At 72.8% G+C, this 21,604-nt stretch carries 17 protein-coding genes and 1 pseudogene; 12 read left to right on the forward strand and 6 right to left on the reverse strand.

The features are described from left to right. Nucleotides 1-26: 26 nt before the first annotated feature. Complete coding sequence (locus ACSMXX_RS29485) at nucleotides 27-1,766, forward strand: L-lactate permease (protein ID WP_473181703.1); 1,740 nt, start codon at nucleotides 27-29, stop codon at nucleotides 1,764-1,766. Here the strand turns inward: ACSMXX_RS29485 and ACSMXX_RS29490 are convergent. Next, a complete protein-coding gene (locus ACSMXX_RS29490; RefSeq protein ID WP_473181704.1) occupies nucleotides 1,727-2,410 on the reverse strand; it encodes a GntR family transcriptional regulator in 684 nt (227 codons plus the stop codon). The genes ACSMXX_RS29485 and ACSMXX_RS29490 overlap by 40 nt on opposite strands. Nucleotides 2,411-2,679: 269 nt before the next feature. Between ACSMXX_RS29490 and ACSMXX_RS29495 the strand changes: the two genes are divergently transcribed. From ACSMXX_RS29495 to ACSMXX_RS29510, 4 genes are all read left to right on the forward strand, one after another. Beyond that, on the forward strand, nucleotides 2,680-4,116 hold the full coding sequence (locus ACSMXX_RS29495) for a GuaB1 family IMP dehydrogenase-related protein (protein WP_473181705.1): 1,437 nt from the start codon (nucleotides 2,680-2,682) through the stop codon (nucleotides 4,114-4,116). Nucleotides 4,117-4,240: 124 nt separating this feature from the next. Further along, nucleotides 4,241-5,536, forward strand: coding sequence for a DUF6986 family protein (locus ACSMXX_RS29500; RefSeq protein ID WP_473181706.1), 1,296 nt, complete (start codon nucleotides 4,241-4,243; stop codon nucleotides 5,534-5,536). Between the two features lie 171 nt (nucleotides 5,537-5,707). Further along, the gene (locus ACSMXX_RS29505) at nucleotides 5,708-7,525 is read left to right on the forward strand and encodes a serine/threonine-protein kinase (protein ID WP_473185026.1); all 1,818 of its coding nucleotides are present in this window, start codon (nucleotides 5,708-5,710) and stop codon (nucleotides 7,523-7,525) included. Nucleotides 7,526-7,619: 94 nt separating this feature from the next. Then, on the forward strand, nucleotides 7,620-8,375 hold the full coding sequence (locus tag ACSMXX_RS29510; protein ID WP_473181707.1) for a nucleotidyltransferase domain-containing protein: 756 nt from the start codon (nucleotides 7,620-7,622) through the stop codon (nucleotides 8,373-8,375). A 61-nt stretch (nucleotides 8,376-8,436) separates the two neighbouring features. On the opposite strand, the gene ACSMXX_RS29515 is transcribed toward ACSMXX_RS29510, so the two are convergent. Continuing rightward, nucleotides 8,437-9,486, reverse strand: coding sequence for a LacI family DNA-binding transcriptional regulator (locus ACSMXX_RS29515; RefSeq protein ID WP_473181708.1), 1,050 nt, complete (start codon nucleotides 9,484-9,486; stop codon nucleotides 8,437-8,439). 156 nt (nucleotides 9,487-9,642) lie between these two features. Between ACSMXX_RS29515 and ACSMXX_RS29520 the strand changes: the two genes are divergently transcribed. Further along, nucleotides 9,643-10,578: an ROK family protein gene (locus ACSMXX_RS29520; protein WP_473181709.1), complete on the forward strand. Its 936-nt coding sequence runs from the start codon at nucleotides 9,643-9,645 to the stop codon at nucleotides 10,576-10,578. A gap of 691 nt (nucleotides 10,579-11,269) precedes the next feature. On the opposite strand, the gene ACSMXX_RS29525 is transcribed toward ACSMXX_RS29520, so the two are convergent. Next, nucleotides 11,270-12,223, reverse strand: a complete 954-nt coding sequence (locus ACSMXX_RS29525; protein WP_473181710.1) for a DUF6597 domain-containing transcriptional factor — start codon at nucleotides 12,221-12,223, stop codon at nucleotides 11,270-11,272. Nucleotides 12,224-12,300: 77 nt separating this feature from the next. Here ACSMXX_RS29525 and ACSMXX_RS29530 point away from each other — a divergent pair, with 77 nt between their 5' ends. Together ACSMXX_RS29530 and ACSMXX_RS29535 are read left to right on the forward strand one after the other, a co-directional pair. Next, the gene (locus ACSMXX_RS29530; RefSeq protein WP_473181711.1) at nucleotides 12,301-12,885 is read left to right on the forward strand and encodes a TIGR03086 family metal-binding protein; all 585 of its coding nucleotides are present in this window, start codon (nucleotides 12,301-12,303) and stop codon (nucleotides 12,883-12,885) included. Between the two features lie 189 nt (nucleotides 12,886-13,074). Next, nucleotides 13,075-14,112 (forward strand): NUDIX hydrolase, encoded by a 1,038-nt coding sequence (locus ACSMXX_RS29535; RefSeq protein WP_473181712.1) that lies wholly within the window; start codon nucleotides 13,075-13,077, stop codon nucleotides 14,110-14,112. Between the two features lie 67 nt (nucleotides 14,113-14,179). Here the strand turns inward: ACSMXX_RS29535 and ACSMXX_RS29540 are convergent, their stop codons facing one another. Next, the gene (locus tag ACSMXX_RS29540; RefSeq protein WP_473181713.1) at nucleotides 14,180-15,607 is read right to left on the reverse strand and encodes a M20/M25/M40 family metallo-hydrolase; all 1,428 of its coding nucleotides are present in this window, start codon (nucleotides 15,605-15,607) and stop codon (nucleotides 14,180-14,182) included. Between the two features lie 363 nt (nucleotides 15,608-15,970). On the opposite strand from ACSMXX_RS29540, the gene ACSMXX_RS29545 reads away from it, so the two are divergent. Beyond that, nucleotides 15,971-17,170 (forward strand): geranylgeranyl reductase family protein, encoded by a 1,200-nt coding sequence (locus tag ACSMXX_RS29545; protein ID WP_473185027.1) that lies wholly within the window; start codon nucleotides 15,971-15,973, stop codon nucleotides 17,168-17,170. Nucleotides 17,171-17,307: 137 nt separating this feature from the next. Here ACSMXX_RS29545 and ACSMXX_RS29550 read toward each other — a convergent pair. Then, nucleotides 17,308-17,760, reverse strand: a pseudogene (locus ACSMXX_RS29550) (nitroreductase family deazaflavin-dependent oxidoreductase); the annotation flags it as partial. A 152-nt stretch (nucleotides 17,761-17,912) separates the two neighbouring features. On the opposite strand from ACSMXX_RS29550, the gene ACSMXX_RS29555 reads away from it, so the two are divergent. The 3 genes from ACSMXX_RS29555 (at nucleotide 17,913) to ACSMXX_RS29565 (ending at nucleotide 21,028) form a co-directional block, all read left to right on the forward strand. Further along, entirely contained in the window at nucleotides 17,913-18,656 is a 744-nt protein-coding gene (locus tag ACSMXX_RS29555) for a TetR/AcrR family transcriptional regulator (RefSeq protein WP_473181714.1), read from the forward strand. A 240-nt stretch (nucleotides 18,657-18,896) separates the two neighbouring features. After that, on the forward strand, nucleotides 18,897-20,366 hold the full coding sequence (locus ACSMXX_RS29560; protein WP_473181715.1) for a sensor histidine kinase: 1,470 nt from the start codon (nucleotides 18,897-18,899) through the stop codon (nucleotides 20,364-20,366). After that, nucleotides 20,363-21,028: a response regulator gene (locus tag ACSMXX_RS29565; RefSeq protein ID WP_473181716.1), complete on the forward strand. Its 666-nt coding sequence runs from the start codon at nucleotides 20,363-20,365 to the stop codon at nucleotides 21,026-21,028. Before ACSMXX_RS29560 ends, ACSMXX_RS29565 begins: the two co-directional genes overlap by 4 nt. Before the next feature lie 109 nt (nucleotides 21,029-21,137). Here ACSMXX_RS29565 and ACSMXX_RS29570 read toward each other — a convergent pair whose 3' ends face one another. Then, nucleotides 21,138-21,494, reverse strand: coding sequence for a DUF6332 family protein (locus tag ACSMXX_RS29570; protein WP_473181717.1), 357 nt, complete (start codon nucleotides 21,492-21,494; stop codon nucleotides 21,138-21,140). Nucleotides 21,495-21,604 lie beyond the last annotated feature (110 nt).

Below are 21,604 nucleotides of genomic sequence, written 5' to 3' on the forward strand. Positions count from 1 at the left end.
AGTCCCAACTCGTCACCGGAGGCACCGTGTTCCAACCCGTACTCGACCCGCTGGGCGGTTCGCTGGGGTGGTCGTCGCTCGTCGCCGCACTTCCGCTGGTCGTCTTCTTCGTGCTCCTGGGCGTACTGCGCGTCCAGGCATGGCTCTCCGGCATCGCGTCGCTCGCCACGTCAATCGTCGTCGCGGTGGCCGCATACGACATGCCTGTCGGGCAGAGCCTCAACTCCGCTGCACTCGGGGCCCTGTTCGGGCTGTTCCCGATCATGTGGATCGTGGTCAACGCCCTGTGGGTCTACCAGATGACCGTCGACACGGGGCACTTCGAGGTGCTGCGCCGCTCCTTCGGCAAGCTCTCCGACGACCAGCGCCTGCAGGCCGTCATCGTCGCCTTCTGCTTCGGGGCGCTCCTCGAGGCGCTCGCCGGGTTCGGGGCGCCGGTCGCGATCAGCGCGGTGATGCTGATCGCGCTGGGCTTCAAGCCGTTCAAGGCGGCAGCGGTGGCGCTGGTGGCCAATACCGCGCCTGTTGCGTTCGGTGCGATGGGCACGCCCGTCATCACGCTGTCCGAACTGACGGGCCTGCCGCTCGAGGACGTCTCCTCCATGGTGGGCCGGCAGACGCCGATGCTCGCCGCGGTCGTGCCGGTGCTGCTGGTGTACATGGTGGACGGACGGCGCGGTGTGAAGCAGACCTGGTGGCCCGCCCTCGCGTGCGGACTCGCCTTCGCCGTGGCCCAGTTCACCTGCTCCAACTACATCTCCGTTGAGCTCACCGACGTCGTCGCCGCGCTCGTCGCCGTCGGCGTGCTCGTCCTGGTGATGCGGATGCGCGGCTCCTACACGCCGCTGCCTGCGGGCGCCTTGACCGACTCCGACTCCGTCTCCGGCGACTCGAGCGCATCTGCCGACGGTGCGGACAGCGCGGACGGCGGTGCCGGAGCCGGCGGGCAGGGCGCCGGCAGCGGGGCGGCGACGCGGAAACCGGAGGGTGGCGGCACGGACACGGCTGTCCAGGACAGCAAGGCCGCCGCCGTGAAGGCCTACCTCCCGTACGCCGTGATCATCATCGTCTTCGCCGTGACCAAGCTGCCGGCTGTGAAAACGGTCCTGGAGGAGAAGGGCACGATCCTCTACAACTGGCCCGGCCTGCACATCGCCGATCCCGTGAGCGGCAAGCCCGCGGCCTCCACCGTGTTCAAGTTCGACTGGCTGCCCGCTACCGGCACGATGCTGCTGCTCAGCGGAGTCCTCACCGCCGCGCTGCTGGTCATATCACCGCGCGTGGCGGTCCGTTCGTACGGACGCACCCTGCACCAGCTGCGGTGGGCGATCCTCACCGTCGCCACGGTGCTCGCCCTGGCGTACGTGATGAACCTGTCCGGCCAGACCTCCACCATCGGTCACTTCATCGCCGGCGCCGGACCCGCACTGGCTTTCCTCTCACCGGTGCTGGGCTGGCTCGGAGTCGCGGTCACGGGATCCGACACCTCGGCGAACGCCCTCTTCGGCATCCTCCAGGTGACGGCCGCCAAGAACTCCGGCTACGCGCCGGAGCTGCTCGCAGCGGCCAACAGCTCCGGCGGCGTCCTGGGCAAGATGCTCTCGCCGCAGAACCTCGCCATCGCCGCCGCCGCCACGGGCCTGGGCGGACGGGAGCCGGAACTGCTGAGGAAGGTCGTCGGCTGGAGCCTCCTGCTGCTGCTCCTGATGTGCGTCCTGGTCTTCCTTCAGTCCACGTCCGTGCTGGGCTGGATGCTGCTGTCCTGATGTCCGAGGACCGCTGCGCGGGTGCCACGCAGGTGCCCGCGCAGCGCGGCACGGTAGGCAGAGAGATCGCCCTTCTCGAGCAGGGCGACGAGCTCGACGTGCTCGTGGTTCGTGGCGCGCAGCCTGTCGCTGTCGTTGAAGACGGCGTACAGGCCCATGCGCTGCTGGCGGTCGCGCAGACCCGCGTACAGGTCCAGCAGGATCGGATTGTCGGCGGCCTGCACGATGAGCTGGTGGAAGACCTGGTCGGCGGCGACGAACGCCTTGCCGTCGCCCGCCTCGCGCAGCTTCCGCTGCTCCTGGAGCTGGTCGCGCAGCTCCTCCACGAGCCGTTCCAGCGGCGCCGCACCGAGGGAGGAGACCTTCTCCGCGGCGAAGGACTCGATCAGTTCTCGCGTCTCCAGCACGGTCTCCACCTCCTTCGCGGAGACCGGCACCACCACCGCGCCCCGCTTGGGATAGAGCCGAAGAAGCCCCTCCGTCTCCAGCCGCAGGAAGGCCTCACGCACGGGCGTACGGCTGATGCCGAGCGCCTCGGCGACCGTGCCCTCGCTGATCAGGTCGCCCCCGGCGAGAACGCCGTCGAGTATGCGGTCCTTCGCGTACTGGTAGGCGCGCTGGGACGTGGGGAGAGGCCTGCCCAACTGCTGCCCCCCAACATGGATGGATTCATGTGTCCAAGCGGGACACTAGATGTGCTTACCGCGGGCGTGCAACAGGCCGGGGAGGCCGCTGGAGCACGCTGACGCCCCGCTCCGGAGGGGCCCGGTTCGCCGCCTGGCTGCCCGGTCGGGGATGATGGAGTAGGAGCACCGAAGGGACACTGCACCTCCGGCATTCACTCCCCACCGTCCCCCAGCTACCGCTGGGAGGGGCGCCCACGTGGAGCGACGACGCAGGTGAGAGAGCCGGTATGCGATTCCTGAACGACCAGCAGCCCCCGTACGACCTGACGTACGACGACGTGTTCATGGTGCCCCGCCACTCCGCGGTCGGCTCCCGGCAGGGTGTGGACCTCGCGTCCCCCGACGGCAGCGGCACCACGGTCCCCCTGGTCGTCGCCAATATGACGGCCATCGCGGGCCGGCGCATGGCCGAGACCGTGGCACGCCGCGGCGGCCTCGCCGTCATCCCGCAGGACATCCCGATCGACGTCGTCACCGAGGTGACCGCCTGGGTCAAGCGCCGCCACCTGGTGCTGGACACCCCGATCACGCTCGCGCCGCACCAGACGGCCGCCGACGCGCTGTCGCTGCTGCCCAAGCGCGCGCACGGAGCGGGCGTCGTGGTCCAGGAGGGACGGCCCGTGGGCGTCGTCACCGAGTCCGACCTGACCGGCGTGGACCGCTTCACGCAGCTGTCGGAGGTGATGTCCCGCGATCTGCTGGTGCTGAAGGCGGACGTCGACCCGAGCGAGGCCTTCGACCAGCTCGACAGCGCACACCGCAAGCTCGCCCCCGCCGTCGACGCCGACGGGCGCCTCGTGGGCATCCTGACCCGCAAGGGCGCGCTGCGCGCCACGCTCTACACCCCGGCGACCGACGCTGCGGGCCGGCTGCGCGTGGCCGCCGCGGTGGGCATCAACGGCGACGTCGCGGGCAAGGCACGCGCGCTGCTGGAGGCCGGAGTCGACACCCTGGTCGTGGACACCGCACACGGCCACCAGGAGCGCATGGTCGACGCGCTGCGCGCCGTGAAGGCACTCGATCCCCAAGTGCCCGTGGTCGCGGGGAACATCGTCGCCGCCGAGGGTGTACGTGACCTCGTCGAGGCCGGGGCCGACATCGTCAAGGTCGGCGTCGGGCCGGGCGCCATGTGCACGACGCGGATGATGACCGGTGTCGGCCGACCCCAGTTCTCCGCCGTGCTCGAATGCGCGGCCGAGGCACGGAAGTTCGGCAAGTACGTGTGGGCCGACGGCGGTGTGCGGCATCCGCGCGACGTGGCCATGGCCCTCGCCGCCGGCGCGTCCAACGTCATGATCGGCTCATGGTTCGCCGGTACGTACGAGTCGCCGGGCGACCTCCAGCAGACCGCCGACGGACGGGCCTACAAGGAGTCCTACGGCATGGCCTCCGCACGCGCCGTACGCAACCGTACGAGCGAGGAGTCGGCGTACGACCGTGCACGCAAGGCCCTGTTCGAGGAGGGCATCTCCACCTCGCGGATGTTCGTCGACCCGGCACGGCCCGGTGTCGAGGACGTCATCGACTCGATCATCGCGGGCGTGCGCTCCTCGTGCACGTACGCCGGAGCGGCCTCGCTCGAGGAGTTCGCGGAGAAGGCCGTCGTGGGCGTGCAGAGCGCCGCGGGCTATGCGGAGGGCGAGCCGCTGCACGCCAGCTGGTGAACGCCCCCTGGCCCCGTCCGTCCCGCGCGGCCGCCGCCGGGGCGTGGTTGACCTGCCTCAACAGCCCTGGATAGCTTCGTTCTACGAATTGTTGATTCCACAGAACGGAAAGTTGGGTGAAGGCGTGAGCGAGGACGGGACCGTTGCCACGAGCCTGGCGGAGAGCGTGTGCACGGACATCGCGGCCCGGCTCGCCCCCGTCGACGCCGAACTCGCCCGCCGGTATCCGGGCGAGCCGGGCACGCGCCAGCCCGTGCACACCGTTTATGTGCCCGCCGACGCCGTCACGCCCGGCACCGTGCGCGCCTGGGGCGAGCAGGCACGGGACCTGCTCGACGAACACGCCCCGGACGCGGCCTCGCTGGCGGCCGTGCTCGGCCTGCGCGAGGATCTCGCGGCTCCCGTGTACGAGCGCGTAAGGGCCAAGCTGGAGCGCGAGCCCGTGGAGGACCTGCGCATCGACTTCGAGGACGGCTACGGCATCCGCTCCGACGCCGAGGAGGACGCGGCGGCCGCCGGCGCGGCCCGTGTCGTCCGTGCCGGCTGCGCGGACGGCGGCGCACCCCCGTACACGGGCATCCGCATGAAGTGCATGGAAGCCGCCGTGCGCGACCGGGGCATCCGCACTCTCGACATCTTCCTCACCGGCCTGATGGAGACCGGCGGGCTGCCGGACGGCCTCGTGCTCACCCTGCCCAAGGTCAGCCATCCCGAGCAGGTGGCGGCGATGGCGCGGCTGTGCGGAGAGTTCGAGGCGGCACGCGGATTGCCGGCGGGTCGCCTGGGCTTCGAGATCCAGATCGAGACGACGCAGTCCGTCCTCGGCGCCGACGGACGCGCCACCGTCGCGCTGATGATCGACGCCGCCGGGGGCCGCGCCACTTCGCTCCACTACGGAACGTTCGACTACAGCGCCGCCTGCGGAGTGAGCGCCGCACACCAGGCCATGGACCATCCCGTCGCCGATCACGCCAAGGCGGTGATGCAGACCGCCGCGGCGGGGACGGGAGTGCGCCTGTCGGACGGTTCGACGAACATCGTCCCCAGCGGCACGAGGGAGCAGGTGCACGAGGCGTGGCGGCACCATCACGCCCTCGTACGGCGGTCGTTGGCCCGCGCCTACTACCAGGGCTGGGACATGCACCCCGGCCATCTGCCCACGCGCTACGCCGCCGTCTACGCCTTCTACCGCGAGGGCATGGAGCGCGCCGCAGCCCGCCTCGCCGCCTACACCGGCAACGCGGGAGCCGACGCCGCCGTGATGGACGAGCCCGCGACCGCCCGCGCGCTCAGCGGCTACCTGCTGCGTGGCCTGGACTGCGGCGCGCTCTCGTCCGGGGAGGTGGCCAGGCACTCCGGGCTGACCCGCGCGGACCTGTGCCACCTCGCCGGACGGCCCACGGAGGCAGAAGCCAACTGAGGCCCGTAGTCTTGCCCTTCACGCGACAGAGCGGTACGCGGCAAGAGGGGACGGGCAGTGCGGACACCGGGGGAGCAGCCGCCGGAGGGCGGCGGGAGCGGGCAGCCGGGCCCCGCGGGCGACGGCGGCGAACCGGCAGGAGCGAGCACCGGCCCGGCGGAGGCCGGCCGGATCCTCGCGGGGCGCTACCGGGTGACGGGGCGTCTCGGCCGCGGCGGCATGGGCGTGGTCTGGCGCGCGGTCGACGAGGTGCTCGGCAGAGAGGTCGCGGTCAAGGAACTGCGGACCTTCACCGACGCGGCCGGCGGCGAACTGGACGAGCTGCGGACCCGTATGCAGCGCGAGGCGCGGGCAGCCGCGCGCGTGCGGCACTCCGGGGTGGTCTCGGTGCACGACGTCGCCCAGCACGAGGGCCGGCCGGTCATCGTGATGGAGCTGATCGAGGGCCCCTCGCTGGACGACGTGCTCCGCGAACGCGGCACGGTGGAGCCGCGGGAGGCCGCCGCCATCGGCGCGAAGGTGATGGACGCCCTCGCGGCGGCCCACCGCGCGGGTGTCCTCCACCGCGACGTCAAGCCAGGCAACGTGCTCCTGGAGAACGGCTCCGAGCGGGTCGTGCTCACCGACTTCGGCATCGCCGCTGTGGAGGACCCGGACGACGGCGCCAGTACGCAGCTGACGGGAAGCGGCGAACTGGTCGGCTCCCTGGACTACTTGGCGCCGGAGCGGGCCCGGGGCGAAGCACCCCGCGCGGCCTGCGACGTCTGGGCGCTTGGGGCGACCCTCTACGCCGCGGTCGAAGGCGCCGCACCCTTCCGCCGCACCTCGACCTGGTCCACCCTCAACGCGATCGTCGTCGAACCGCTCCCTGAACCCCTGCGTGCCGGGCCGCTCGGACCCGTACTGGCGGAACTGCTGGAGAAGGACCCGGGCAAGCGTGCCGACGCGGAACGCGCGACGGCCCTGCTGGACGCGGTCGCCAAGGGCACGGCGCCACCGGCCGGCCCGTCCGCGACGATGCGGCTGGGCCAGGCGGCGCAGGGGCAGGGCCCCGGGTCAGGAGACGGCGGAGGTGCCGCCGCGCACGGGCCGTCCGGGCCGCCGCCGGCGGCGGGCGGCAGCGGTCTGCCACCTCGACACCACGGTGCGCAACACCACGGTGCGCAGGGCGCGTTCGGGTCGGCGCCGTCGCTCGGCCAGGTGCCGGGGGGTGCCCAGGTGCCGGGAGCGGCATCCGGCCCCGCTTCCGCCACCTCAAGGGACACCGACCAGCACACCGTCCGTACCCGCGGCGACCGGGCGGGTGGCCGCCGCCGGGCCGCCGTCGCCGCCGGGGTGGCCGCGGTCCTGCTGACGGGTGCCGGAGCCACGTACGCCGTCGTGTCGGGGACGGGCGGTGACGGCACCCGCGCGGGCGGCGGCTCCGGCGAGGCCGGTTCCGCCGGGACCGGGAATCAGGAGTCCGGCAAGGGCGGAGGCAGCGTCCCGGAGAAGGACGGGCCTTCGCCGGGCGGCGGCAAGAGCGCGGACTCCAGGCCGGGCGCCACGGCAGGCGGCCCCGGCAAGGGGGGCCCGGGTGGCAAGGGCGCCGACGGAGGCAAGGGCGGCGGACCCGGCGGCGCGGACTCCGGCGGCACGGGCGGCACGGTCTCCGGCGGAGGCAGCAGCGCGGGCGGCAGCGGCGGCGCACCCGCCCCGGATCCGGTCTGCCACCTCAGGGCAGGCACAGAGAAGAAGTTCGACTGCACGGTGTGGAAGCAGGCCACGTCCTACAACGCCCAGCACAAGCCGGTCGGCCAACTCAACGCCGGCACCAACTACTTCTTCTGCCAGGCCAAGCTCCGGCACCGCGAGACCTCGGGACGCTGGACGAACGTGTGGTGGGCGAAGACGGACGACGACAGCGGCAACAAGCGGGTGTTCGTGAGCGACGTCTACATCAAGGGCGGGGAGAACGACAAGCCCGTGCCAGGACTGCCGGTGTGCTGACGGCTGCCAGGCCCCGCTGTGAACCGCCGGTCTGCCGGACTGCCGGTCTGGCGGGACCGGCAGACCGGCGGCAGGGCGGGTATACCTGTCCGGCATGGACGACCAGACCTTCCCCGACCATGTCGCCGACGCTCTCGCCGCCCTGCCCGCCGTCGAGGCCGTCGCCCTCGGCGGGTCCCGCGCCCAGGGCCGTCAACGGCCAGGCAGCGACTGGGACTTCGCCATCTACTACCGTGGCGCGTTCGATCCCGGCCACCTGCGCGCCCTCGGCTGGCCGGGCGAGGTGAGCGGCATCGGCGAGTGGGGCGGCGGCCTCTTCAACGGAGGCGCCTGGCTGACCGTCGACGGCCGCCGTACCGACGTCCACTACCGCGATCTCGACGTGGTGGAGCACGAGATCGCGGAGGCGGAGCAGGGGCGCTTCCACCGGGAGCAGCTCATGTTCCACCTCGCGGGCATCCCCAGCTATCTCGTGGTCGGCGAACTCGCCCTCAACCAGGTGCTGCGCGGCGAACTGCCCCGCCCGTCCTACCCCGCCGCGCTGCGCTCCTCGGCCTCCGCCCGGTGGCGGGAGACGGCCAGGGCCACGCTCTCCTACGCCAGGGCCAACCACGCTCCGCGCGGCGGACGCACCGAAGTCGCCGGCTCGGTCGCGGTCGCGGCGATGGAGCAGGCCCACGCCGTCCTCGCCGCGCGGGGTGAGTGGGCTACGAACGAGAAGACGCTGCTGGAGCGTGCGGGGCTGCGCGGCGTCGACGGCGTACTCGAGGCGGCGGGCTCACAGCCGGAGGGGCTCGCGGCGGCGGTGGACGCGGCGCAGGACCTATTCGACTCCGTCCTGCCGGCCTGAGCGTACGGCGCGGCGGCGGTGCGGGAACCCTCGTCGCGGAAGAAGGGCCGGCCAAGTGCGGTCAGGCAGGGGGCAGTTCGCCCGATCCCCGGGTGATCAGCGTCGTCGGATGCGTCATCAGACGCGGCGGGTCGTGTGCGCCCTCCAGCCGCCGGAAGAGCAGACCGGCGGCTGTGCGGCCCAGTTGGGCCGGGTCCTGCGCCACGACGGTCACCGGGGGCGAGAGCATGTCGGCGAGCTCGAAGTCGTCGAAGCCGACGAGCGCGACGGGACGGTCGAGTTCCGCGAGCACCCGCACCAGCGTGACCGTCACACGGTTGTTGCCGGCGAAGACCGCGGTGACCGGTTCGGGGCCGCTCAGCATGCGTTCGGCGTCCGCGCGTACCCGCTCGGGGTCCGTCGAGCCCGGTGCCAGCCAGCTCGCGTGCACGGGCAGCCCTGCGTCGGACATCGCGGCCTCGTATCCCCGTATGCGCTCGTGCGCGGTGTGGATGCGGGGCACGTCGCCGATGAAGCCGACGCGCCGGTGCCCGTGCGCTATCAGATGCGCTACGCCCTCGCGTGCCCCGGCGAAGCTGTCGACGAGCACCTGGTCCGCCTCGATGTTCCCCGGGGGGCGGTCGACGAAGACGGTGGCCACCCCCGCGGCCATCTCCGGTTCCAGATAGCGGTGGTCGTCGCTGGCCGGGACGATGACGAGGCCGTCCACGCGCCGGGCGCACAGGGCGAGGACCAACTCCTGCTCGCGCTCGGGGTCCTCGGCACTGGAGCCGTTGATGAGCAGCGCCCCGTGCGCGCGGGCGACTTCCTCCACCGCCCTGCTCAGCGGCGCGTAGAAGGGGTCCGCGAGATCCTCCAGTACGAGCCCGATGCTGGCGGTGCGGCCCTTGCGGAGGATGCGCGCGCTGTCGTTGCGGCGGAACCCGAGAGCGGTGATCGACTCCTGCACGCGGCGTTCCGTGTCGGGCGAGACCCCCGCCTCGCCGTTGACGACTCTGGAGACGGTCTTGAGGCCGACGCCGGCGCGGGCGGCGACATCCTTCATGGTGGGCCGGTTGCCGTAACGGGCCCCGGATGCGCGGGATGCGGCGGATCGTACGGTCTCGGTCACGGCTGTCGGGTCCCCCTTGATGCGTGGAGCGGCAGCGAGCAGCATAGCTGCCTCGCACAGCAGTCTGGACAACGTTGTCACAAAACGCCAGACTGATCTCTCGACCGTTCCCGGCCGGGGGCGGGTCTCCGGCCCCTCCCCGGGAGAACATCACCCATGCACACGGACCTCGTGGCCGCCCTCGACATCGGCGGCACCAAGATCGCGGGCGCTCTGGTGGACTGCGGCGGCGGCCTGCTTCTGCGGGCACAGCGTCCGACGCCGCCCCACGGGGAGGGTGAGCAGGTGATGGCCGCCCTGGGCGAGGTCCTGAAGGAGCTCGCCACGTCCCCGATGTGGTCCGGCGTCCGCGCCGTGGGCATCGGGAGCGCGGGCCCGGTCGACGCCAAGGCGGGCACGGTCTCTCCCGTCAACATCCCGGGCTGGCGCGAGTATCCACTCGTCCAGGGCGTCCGCGAACGTACGGGCGGGCTGCCGGTGACCCTCGTCGGCGACGGCGTGGCGATGGCCGCGGCCGAGCACTGGCAGGGAGCCGCACGCGGGCGTACGGACGCGCTGTGCATGGTGGTCTCCACCGGCGTCGGCGGCGGGCTGATCCTCGGCGGCGAACTGCACCCCGGCCCCAGCGGGAACGCGGGCCACATCGGCCACATCAGCGTCGACCTGGACGGTGACAGCTGCCCCTGCGGCGGGCGCGGCTGCGTCGAACGCATCGCCAGCGGACCCAATATCGCCCGTCGCGCCCTGGACCGGGGCTGGCGCCCGGGCCCGGACGGTGACGCGTCCGCCGCCGCCGTCGCTGCCGCTGCCAGGGACGGCGACGCCGTCGCCGCCGCCTCGTTCGAGCGCGCGGCCCGCGCACTGGCCGCCGGGATCGCCGCCACCGCCACGCTCGTGGAGGTCGAGATAGCGGTGCTCGGCGGGGGAGTGGCGAAGGCGGGCGAGGTTCTCTTCGCGCCGCTGCGCCGTGCGTTGCGGGACTACGCGACGCTGTCGTTCGTACAGGGGCTGGAGATCGTGCCGGCGCAGATGGGAACCGACGCCGGACTGATCGGAGCGGCGGCGGCCTGCCGGAATCTGGGCTATCGCTGACGGGCGCACCGCTGACCGCGCACCGCGCACCGCTCCCGCGCGCGAGCCGGGAGCTCCGGACCGGGCACCGCGCACGACCCGGTGCATTGCGGGTGCATGACCCCGCCGCATGGCATGCCGCAGGGCCGGGCAGGTCCGGGAGGGGCAGGGCCGGTAAGGCAGCAGGGGGGCCAGCGAGGCGCCGTGCCACCGCGGGTTCTCGGGGCGGGCCGTCCGAGCCGTGCCCGTCGAGCAGGGCCCTAAGTTCCTCGGTGTCGTGGGAGCCCAGCCGCTCACACACGGCCAGCGCCTCCCGCCGGCACCCCGCGCACGCCCGGTCTCGCCCGTGCCGTGCGGGGCCCGGCCCAGCACGGTCTGTGTCCGTGCGCTCCACAGCTCCCCGCATCTGCGCAGCAGTGTCACCGCTCGCTCCGCCTCGTCGGCAGCGTCGCCGGGACGTCGCGCTGCCTCCGGTGGGTTCTCTCCCCCCGACGGCGTCGATCAGTTCGGGCGCCGTCACGGTGCGGCCTTCGCGCAGCAGCAGCGCCGTGAGCAGCGCTGCTGCCGGGGAGCCTGGGGGAAGCAGAGGTCTCGCCCGGCCACACTCGGACCGGCCGAGCACGGCGAAGCGGAGCCGTCCCCGGTGGCCCTCCACGGTGCCGGCCGTGTGAGGGGAGCCCGCGTGAGGGGAGCCAGAGCGCACGGGGGCGGCCTATTGAGACGCGGACCCGGGTGAGGAGCCCGGATGCGAGGCGGGTCCGCCGGCGGCGCGCGCATACTCCGCCGGCGGGAGCCCGACCGTGCCGGTGAAGTCCCGTACGAGGTGCGCCTGGTCGCTGTAGCCGAGTTCGCCGGCCAGTCGCGCCCAGTCGATGTCCGGATGCCCGGCGGCCTGCTCCAGCGCCTCGTGGATGCGGTAGCGCAGGATGACCCATTTGGGGCTCACACCCACGCAGTTGGCGAAGAGCCGCTGCAGCGAACGCACCGACACCCCTTCGCGGCGGGCGAGTTGCTCGACGCGGGTGATGCCGCGGTCCGTCCGTACGAGATGTGCCAGCTCCATCGCACGCTCGGCGCCGGGGTCCGGCTCCGGGCCGAGGCCGAGCAGAAAGGTGTCCAGCGCCTCGACCCTCTCGTCCTCCTCGCCGGGTGTGAGCACCGTGGCGGGGACGGAGGGGACGCCGTCCGTGGTTGGGAAGACCTCGCTGAGCGGCTCCCTCCGGCCCGTCAGCTCTCCCACGCTCCCGCGGCCCCGGCGGGTGAGGAACGGCCGGAAGCCGCCGGGACGGAACTGGACGCCGCACACCCGGCCCGTACCCTCCAGCGTGATCGAGAACAGGCCCAGCCCCACGCCCGCGACCTCGGCGCCGGACGGCCCCGCACCGTGGCGCTGGAAGACGATGTTGACCGAGGGGTGCGGCACGACCTGGGAGAGGTGGGGCCGCTCCAGGTCCCAGTCGATCAGCCAGTAGTGCTCCACGTACGGGCGCAGCGGTGCGGCGGCCGCACGGCGCCGGAAGCGCACACGCGAGAAGAGCTCGCCCGCGTCGACGATGCCCCGGGTGTCGCCGCGAGGCGAATCCGCGCCGTACGCGGACCCGTACGCGGACCCGGTCCGCCGCTGTCCGGGGCCCGGCCCGCCGTCCCGGCCGTGCTGACCTGCCATGGCGGCGATCCTATGCCTGCCCGGGGTGTCGTGTTTCTTCAATCCGGGGCGTGCACCGCCGCCGTAGCGTTCCGGACATGACGAACGAAATCTCCGGACTGCTGGAAGGCGCCGCCCGCACAGCACGCCCCGTCGTGCGCGGAGTGCGGGAGGGACAGCTGGGCGATCCGACACCGTGCAGCGAGTACGACGTACGGGCTCTGCTCGACCACCTCATGCATGTCGTGGTGAGCTTCCAGGCCCTCGCCGCGAAGGGCACCGCCGACTTCTCCACGACACCCGGTTACGTGGACGGCGGGAACGACTGGCGGGCACGCTTCGACGAGGAGACCGCGCGCCTGGTGGACGCCTGGGCGGCACCGGGCGCGCTGGAGGGCACCTCGCAGGGCATGGGGCTGCCGCAGCGCACCGTCGGCGGAATGGTGCTCGGCGATCTCACCGTGCACGCCTGGGACCTCGCACGTGCCACCGGGCAGGACTTCACTCCGTACGAGCCGAGTCTTCCGGTGCTCCTGGAGGGCTGGCGGGAACTGGCTCCCATGGGGCGGAAGATGAACGTCTTCGGTGAGCCCTTCCCCGTGCCGGACGACGCGTCCGTCTTCGACGAACTCCTCGCGCTCAGCGGCCGCGACCCCGGCTGGCGTCCGCCCGTGACGGCCTGAACATCCCCGTCGTCCCTGTCGTCCCCATCGTCCCCGTTCGTGGGTCTTCCGGTCGGGCCGCACCGTCGCACAGTGGTGAAATCCGCCGCGTGCGCCAGGGTTTTGCGACGGCGCCGCCCCCGCGCGTTTCCGTGGCAGGGTTGAGCGGGCAGCGTGAAACGGGGGGCGACGGCAGAGGGGGAACCGACCGTGATCGTGTGGCTCAACGGCGCCTTCGGCGCGGGCAAGACCACCGCGGCGCACGAACTCCTGGATCTGATCCCGGGGAGCACCCTGTGCGACCCGGCCCTGATCGGCACGGGGCTGAGAGACATGCTCCCCAAGGAACGGCTCGCTCAGGTCGACGACTACCAGCAACTCCCTTCCTGGCGGCGCCTCGTGGCGGACACCGCCGCAGCGCTGCTCACCGAGGTGCCGGGTCCGCTGATCGTTCCCATGACGCTGCTGCGGCAGGAGTACCGGGACGAGATATTCGGCGCGCTCGCCGCCCGCCGGATACCGGTGCGCCACGTTCTTCTCCACGCGGATGAAACGATCCTTCGGACACGCATCGACCAGTCCGACGACACCGGCAACCGCCCGGACCGGAGTTGGTGCCGCGGGCAGCTGCCCGCCTACCGGGCCGCGCTGGGCTGGCTCACCGCCGACGCACACACGGTGGAGACCTCGCGGCTCACGCCGCGGCAGACGGCGGAAGAGGTGGCGGGCGCCCTGCGCGAGGGCGCCGGGACCCTGGAGATCGTGCAGACTCCCGAGCCGACGGCCGAGACCGTCGCCGCGGGAGTCCTGCTCTTCGACGAGCAGGACAGGGTGCTGCTCGTCGACCCGACCTACAAACCGGGCTGGGAGTTCCCCGGCGGCGTCGTCGAGCCGGGCGAGGCGCCCGCGCGTGCGGGCGTACGGGAGGTCGCCGAGGAGCTGGGACTGCGGCTGAAGTCGGCCCCGCGGCTGCTCGTCACCGACTGGGAGCCGCCCCGTCCTCCCGGATACGGCGGGATCCGCCTCCTGTTCGACGGCGGCCGCCTGGCCGCGGAGGAAGCGGACCGGATGCTGCTGCCCGGCGCGGAGCTGCGCGGCTGGCGTTTCGTCACCGAGGCCGAGGCCGCCGGGCTTCTGCCGCCCGTACGTCTGGAGAGGCTGCGCGGCGCCCTGCGGGCCCGCGAGACGGGACGCCCCCTCTACCTGGAGGCGGGCGTCCCGGTCGGGGACGGGCGCGACGCCGCGTAGGGGCCGGACAACGTCCTGGCCGCGCCGTCGTTGACGGCGGACAGGGCGTTGGTGCGCCGTGGAGCGTTCAGGTGCGCTCCGCGTACTCCCGCAGGAAGAGCGCCTCCGCGACCGAGAGCCGCTCCAACTCCTCAGGTGAGACGCTCTCGTTGACCGCATGGATCTGCGCCGCCGGTTCGCTCAGCCCGATCAGGAGGATCTCCGCCTCCGGGTAGAGCGAGGCGAGGGTGTCGCACAGCGGGATGGAGCCGCCCTGCCCGGCGATCTGCATCTCCTGCCCGTCGTACGCGGTGCTCAGCGCCACGGCCATGGCCCGGTACGCCGGAGACGAGGTGTCCGCGCGGAAAGGCTGGCCCTGCCCCGTCCGTTCGATGGTCACGCGTGCGCCCCAGGGAGTGCGCGACTCCAGGTGCGAGACGAGGAGCGCGGTCATCTTCTCCGTGTCCGCGCCCGGCGGTACCCGCAGGCTGACGGAAGCCCGTGCCCTCGCCTGCACGGAGGCGGTGGCGCCGACCACGGGCGGGCAGTCGATGCCCAGCACGGAGACCGAGGGCTGCGCCCAGATGCGGTCCGCGACGCTTCCCGAGCCGGTCAGGGAGACACCGTCGAGCACGCGTGCGTCGCCGCGGAAGTCCTCCTCCGGGTACTCCAGGCCGTCCCAGCCGGGGCCAGGCCGGACGCCGTCGATGACGGTGCCGCCGTCGGCGTCGCGCAGCGAGTCGAGCATGCGGATGAGGGCGGCCAGCGCGTCCGGTGCGGCGCCGCCGAACTGGCCTGAGTGCAGGTTGCCCTCCAGCGTCTCCACCGTGACCTGGAGCCCGGACATCCCGCGCAGCGAGGCGGTCACCGTGGGCAGGCCGGCGCGGAAGTTGCCGGTGTCGCCGATGACGATGGTGTCGGCGGAGAGGAGCCTGGGGTGCGCCTGTGCGTACTGTTGCAGGCCGCCCGTGCCCTGCTCCTCCGAGCCCTCCGCGATGAACTTGACCGTTACCGGCAGTCCGCCCTCGGCCCGCAGTGCGCGAAGTGCCAGAAGGTGCATGAGGATTCCGCCCTTGCAGTCGGCGGCCCCGCGTCCGTACCAGCGTCCCTCGCGCTCCGTCAGCGTGAACGGCGGCGTGTGCCAGGCGTCTTCGTCCAGCGGCGGCTGCACGTCGTAGTGGGCGTAGAGCAGCACCGTCGGTGCGCCTTCCGGGCCCGGCAGCAGACCGTAGACGGACTCGGTGCCGTCCGGTGTGCCGAACACCTCCACGTCCTGGAAGCCTTCGCCGCGCAGGGCGTCCGCGACCCAGCGCGCGGCGCCCTCGCACTCGCTCCTGGGGAACTGCCCGGGATCGGCGACCGAGCGGAAGGCGACCAGTTCGGCGAGCTCGGTCCGGGCACGCGGCATGCCGGCGGAGACGGCTGCCGCGATCGCTTCGGTGCCGCCGCCGCTGTCGTCGGTACGGTGGGCGCCGGCGGGCTGCTGCTCGTCCCCGCGAGCCGGGCTGAGGGTCATGAAACGCTCCTTGTGGGCGCGGTGTTCGGCCGTCCGCCGCGCTGTGTCCGGGTACGGCGCACGTGCGGCGGACATGCCCTGAAGTCGCCGATGATCCTCCCACAGCGGGCCCCGCCCGAGCGGCGCCGTAGTATTCGACCGGCCACACCAAGCCGAGGTCGAGCGGAGCGGAAGCACATCGTGAGCAGCGAGGACGCAACCGGGGCAGAGGGCCGGGGCGACGCCGGGAGGAGCGCGGAGGAGTCCCGGGGCGGAGGGCCGAAGGGGCCGGAGAGCAGGGGCGGTTCGCACGTCCCGGACGGTGCGGGAGGCAGCGGCGACGGTGCCTGGGCGCACGCGGATGAACCCGTCCCGGACGACGCACTGAGCCCGCAGGCCGACGACCCGGTCTGGGACGTGGTCGTCGTCGGCGCGGGGCCCGCCGGTGCCTCCGCCGCGTACGCGGCGGCCGTCGCCGGACGCCGGGTGCTGCTGCTGGAGAAGGCCGAACTGCCGCGCTACAAGACCTGCGGTGGCGGCATCATCGGCCCTTCGCGCGACGCGCTGCCCCCGGGCTTCGATCTCCCGCTGCGCGACCGCGTGCACGCGGTGACCTTCTCCCTCAACGGCAGGCTCTCGCGCACCCGGCGCTCCCGGCAGATGCTCTTCGGTCTGGTCAACCGCTCGGAACTGGACGAGTCGCTGGTCGAGCACGCGGTCAAGGCGGGCGCCCGCGTACGCACGGGCGTGACCGTGACCCGGGTCGAACAGCACGGCGCCTCCGTGCCCGACCGCCGTACCGTCGCCGTGGTGCTCTCCGGTGCGGAACGGCCCGTGCTCGCGCGGGCGGTGGTCGGCGCCGACGGAAGCGCGAGCCGGATAGGCGCTCACGTCGGCGTGAAGATGGACCAGGTCGACCTGGGCCTGGAGGTGGAGGTCCCGGTGCCCGCGAGCGTCGCCGAGGACTGGGCGGGCCGGGTGCTCGTCGACTGGGGCCCGCTGCCCGGCAGTTACGGATGGGTCTTTCCGAAGGGCGACACCCTCACTGTCGGTGTCATCTCGGCCCGCGGCGAAGGCGCCGCCACCAAGCGCTACTTGGAGGACTTCGTCGGCAGGCTCGGACTCGCCGGGTTCGAACCCAGTGTCTCCTCCGGGCACTTGACCCGGTGCCGCGCGGACGACTCACCGCTTTCCCGGGGCCGCGTGCTGGTGTGCGGTGACGCCGCGGGGCTGCTGGAGCCATGGACGCGCGAGGGGATCTCCTTCGCACTTCGTTCCGGCCGGCTGGCGGGGGAGTGGGCCGTACGCGTCGCCGAGTCCCATGACGCCGTGGACACCCGCCGGCAGACGCTCGACTACGCCTTCGCCGTCAAGGCGGGCCTGGGAGTCGAAATGGGCGTCGGGCGGCGCATGTTCAACGTCTTCTCACGCCGCCCCGGCATGCTGCACGCCGCACTCACCGGATTCCGCCCCGCCTGGAACGTCTTCGCGCAGTTCACCCGCGGTGCGACCTCGCTGGCGGAGGTCGTCCGTACGAGCCCCGTGGCGCGGCGGGCCCTGGACACACTGGACCGGCCGCAGTAGGGGTACGTGTCTTCCGGGCCGCGGTGTCAGGCGCGGTTCGCAGAGCCCGAGCCGTTGGTGCCGCCTGTGCCGTCGGTGCCGCCTGTGTCGCCTGTGCCGTCCGTGCCGTGGGAGTCGCCGCCGCCCGAACCCGGCGGGGCAGCGGCCGTGATCCGGAAGACGGGGTAATCGTGCGCGGCGGCGAGCAGTTCGGCGTCGGTGGACCGGGCGCTGAGTCCTTTGAAGAACGTGCCGGCCTCCCAGCTCCACTTCGCGAGGTAGGCGCGCAGGACCTCCGGCTTCTCCGCGTCGGGCAGTTCGGCCGCGCTGAAGTGTTCGACGTGCTTGCCCTTGTGCAGCTCGCCGCCGCCCGCGGCGCGCATGTTGTGCGTCCACTGGACATGACCGCGAGGGGCGACGAGATAGCGCTCGCCGCCGTACGGAAGCGGATTGACGGGCGTGCGTCGCCACTCGCCGCTCTTGCGGCCCCGTACGGCGAGCACCCGTGAGCCGGCCACGTTGATGCCGCGCCGGGTCAGCCAGGCGATCGTGGGGTTGAGGACGCGGCGAGTGAGCCAGTCGGGTCTGACGACATGCGGGGTGGTGGTCATGGCGGGTGATCCTTCCCGGACGGGGGTGAGTGGTTCTCAGCTGGGAGAGCACTGCTCTCAATTAAGAGCAGTGTTACATGAGCGGTGCGCAAATTCCAGAGCAGTGCTCTGAAAAGTGTTCAGTGCTCCGAAAGAACTGGCAGACTGCGTCCATGACCAGGATCCAGGGCGCCCGGGAGCGCGCACGCGATGAGATCACCACCGCCATCAAAGACGAAGCACGCCGACAGCTCGCCGCCGAGGGTGCGGCCAGACTCTCCCTGCGAGCCGTCGCCCGCAGCCTGGGAATGGTCTCGTCGGCGCTCTACCGCTACTTCCCGGGCCGCGACGACCTGCTCACCGCCCTCATCACCGACTCCTACGACGCGCTCGGCGACGCCACCGAAGCGGCCCTCGAAGCGTCAGCCGCGCAGGCCGACTCGCACATCGCCCGCTGGCAGGCCGTCTGCCGCGCCCACCGGTCGTGGGCCCTCGCACACCCGCACGAGTACGCCCTCATCTATGGTTCGCCCGTCCCCGGCTACGCGGCTCCGGCGTCCACCACAGTCCCGGCCACCCGCGCGGCCCGGGCACTGGTCACTGTCGCCGCCGACGCGTACGCCGCCGGTGCCTTGAGGGTGCCGGGATCGGACGGAACGGTGCGGGGCCCCGACCCCGCCGCGACGGCCGCAGCCGCCGCTCCGGCACCCGTCCTGGAGGACGCACGCGAGCTCGCGGAGCGCCTCGGCATCGGCCTGCCCGCACCGGTCGTGGCCGAACTGGTCGCCGTCTGGGCGCAGTTGGCCGGGCTGGTGAGCTTCGAAGTCTTCGGCCAGTTCGAACGTGTCGTCGCGGCGCGGGAGAAGTTCTTCGATCACGCCGCCGTCACTCTCGCCCGCAACGTGGGCCTCGCCTGACCTTTACCCACACCTCGGGTCCCGCCCCACAGCTCGGGCCTCGCCCCACAGCTCGGGCCTCGCCCCACAGCTCGGGCCTCGCCCCACAGCTCGGGCCTCGCCCCACACCTCGGGCCCCGCCCCGTACCTCGAACGCCCCGCGCACGGGACAGCTGCCCCGTGGCTACTCCCCGCGGAGTAGCCGCGAGGCCCGCCACAGGCTGACTACGGGTGATGCACCGCGCGGCTAGCGTTGCGGACATGAAGCGCCGCCCGCACTGGAAGCCCGCCCGTCCGATCCTGGACCTGCCGGGCCGGCTCCGCATGCGCGCCGGCGGCGCCTGCTCCACCGGCCGCCAGGCCGATGCCCGGAACTCGGGTCGTCCGCACACCGGTGGTGGCCCGCTCTCCGGCGGCCCGTACGTGCGCGCCCCGCACGCGCGCGGCCCGCACGCAGCCGGGCACTGGGGTCCGCCGGGCCCGCCCGGCCCTTGGGGCCCGCCGTGGTGGAGAGGCCGGGGCCCCTGGCCGGGTTCCGGGCGGCGTCATCTGCCGTGGCTGAGCTCCTTCGTCGTGCTCGTCATCCAGCAGGCCGGTTCGCAGGGTGCCGCCGCGGGCCAGGAAGGCCTGCGGACCTCGCTCGACGTCTACGCGCGCCTGCTGCTGGCCGTGGGTCCGCTGCTGCTGCTCGTGCGCTACCGCCGGCCCCGTACCGCCGCCTTCGGCAGCGCGGTGGCGACGATCGTGTACCTCTGCGCCGGATATCCGTACGGGCCCGTCCTCCTGAGCCTGGCCGTTGCCGCCTTCTCAGCCGTCGTCGCAGGACACCGGCACGCGGCCTGGGGCGCCCTGGGTCTGGTCTGGGCGGCCCATCTGCTCGCCGGATACGTGCTGCGCGACCACTTGCCGCCCGCGGGCGACCAGGCGCCCGGCTGGCAGGGCGAACTCCTCATCGCCGCCTGGATCGCGGCCGTCCTCGCGGCCGCCGAACTCGCCCGCACCCGGCGCCAGGAGTGGGTCCGCCGCCGCGCCGAGGAGGAGGCCGCCGAGCTCCGCCGCGTGGACGAGGAACGGCTGCGCATCGCTCGCGAGTTGCACGACGTACTCGCCCACAGCATCTCGGTGATCAACGTTCAGGCGGGTGTGGGTCTCGCGCTGCTCGACTCCGACCGCGAACAGGCCCGTACGGCTCTCACGACCATCAAGAGCGCCAGCAAGGAGGCCCTCGGCGAGGTGCGCCAGGTGCTCGACACCCTGCGCGCGTCCGGTGACGCCCCGCGCGCCCCCGCGCCCGGACTCGACCGTCTCCCGGAGCTGACCGCTCAGGCCGCCGACGCCGGCCTGGACGTCACCACCGCGACCGAGGGCGACGTGACGCCACTGCCGCCCGGCGCCGATCTGGCGGCGTTCCGCATCATCCAGGAGGCGCTGACCAACGTCGTACGGCACTCCGGGTCGCGCTCGGCGCGCGTACGTCTGCGTTACGGGCCCGGCGAACTCCGCATCGACATCGACGACGACGGCCCGGCGGTGGGGAGCGAGGGCAGCGGGAGCTCCGGCGGCATCACCACCGGCGGCAACGGCCTCGTCGGAATGCGCGAACGGGCAGCGGCGCTCGGCGGAAGCGCCGAGGCGGGACCGCGCGGTGACGGCGGATTCCGTGTCACCGCGCGTCTGCCACTGACCGGCAGCGGTAGCGTGTCGCCGCCCCCAGCGAAGGAGTCACCGTGATCCGCGTCCTGCTCGCCGACGACCAGTCGCTGGTACGTGCGGGATTCCGCGCCCTGCTCGACGCCCAGCCCGGAATCGAGGTGGCAGGGGAGGCCGCCGACGGCGAGGAAGCCCTGGAGCTGGTGCGCCAACTCCGCCCGGATCTGGTCCTGATGGACATCCGCATGCCCGTGCTCGACGGTCTCGCCGCCACGCGCCGCATCTGCGAGGACTCCACGCTGGCCGAGGTGAAGGTCGTCATGCTGACCACGTTCGAGCTGGACGAGTACGTCTTCGAGGCGATCCGCTCCGGAGCCTCGGGCTTCCTCGTCAAGGACACCGAACCCGAGGAACTGGTACGGGCGGCACGCGCCGTCGTCGAGGGGGACGCGCTGCTCTCACCGAGCGTCACACGGCGGCTGATCGCGGAGTTCGCGGCCCGTTCCAAGGCGCCCGCCCAGGCCGAAGCGCTGGCCGGACTCACCGAGCGGGAGAGGGAGGTGATGGCGCTCGTGGGCATCGGACTGTCGAACGAGGAGATCGCCGGCCGTCTGGTCGTCTCGCCGCTGACCGCCAAGACGCATGTCAGCCGCGCGATGGTCAAGCTCGGGGTGCGTGACCGCGCCCAACTCGTGGTGCTGGCCTACGAGTCCGGGCTCGTACGCCCCGGCTGGCTCGGCTGATCCGCTGCAGGGCCGCGGAACGCGCCGTCCGGCACGGCCAGTTCAGTGCCGCACAGCGCCGACCCGGTGCCCCCGTACCCTCCGCACTCTGCGCACCCCGCAGCACCGTTCAGAAGCGCCCGCCGGGCGTGCCGTCCGTGCTGTCCGCCCCGTCCGTCCCCTCCGCCCCGTCTGGCCCGTCCATGCCGAACTCGCCCTCAGGGCCAGGCTCGTCCGGTGCCCCGTGCTCCGGCGCTCTGCCGGAAGGGGCACGCAGAAGCACGTACAGCACGCGCGCGACGAAGACGGTCGCCGAGGTGCTCAGCGCGAGCGTCAGCCAGACGCGCCCGTCCGGCAGCGGAAGCAGGGCATGGGCTCCCCAGAAGAAGAGGCCGCACAGCCCCGCCAGCAGGGTTCCGGTCAGCAGTGCGAAGCCGATCTCCACCGTCACGGCGTCCCGTTCTGCCTGTGTGCGTGTGCCGTTCACCGCTGTGCCCCCTCGTCGGTCCCCGCTGTCCGCAGCCCCGTTGAGGGCCTTCCCTGTCATGCCCCTGCACACGCGCCCGCGTACACACACGGTTCCGGAGAGGAGGGCAG

The organism is Streptomyces sp. DSM 116795, assembly GCF_055792905.1.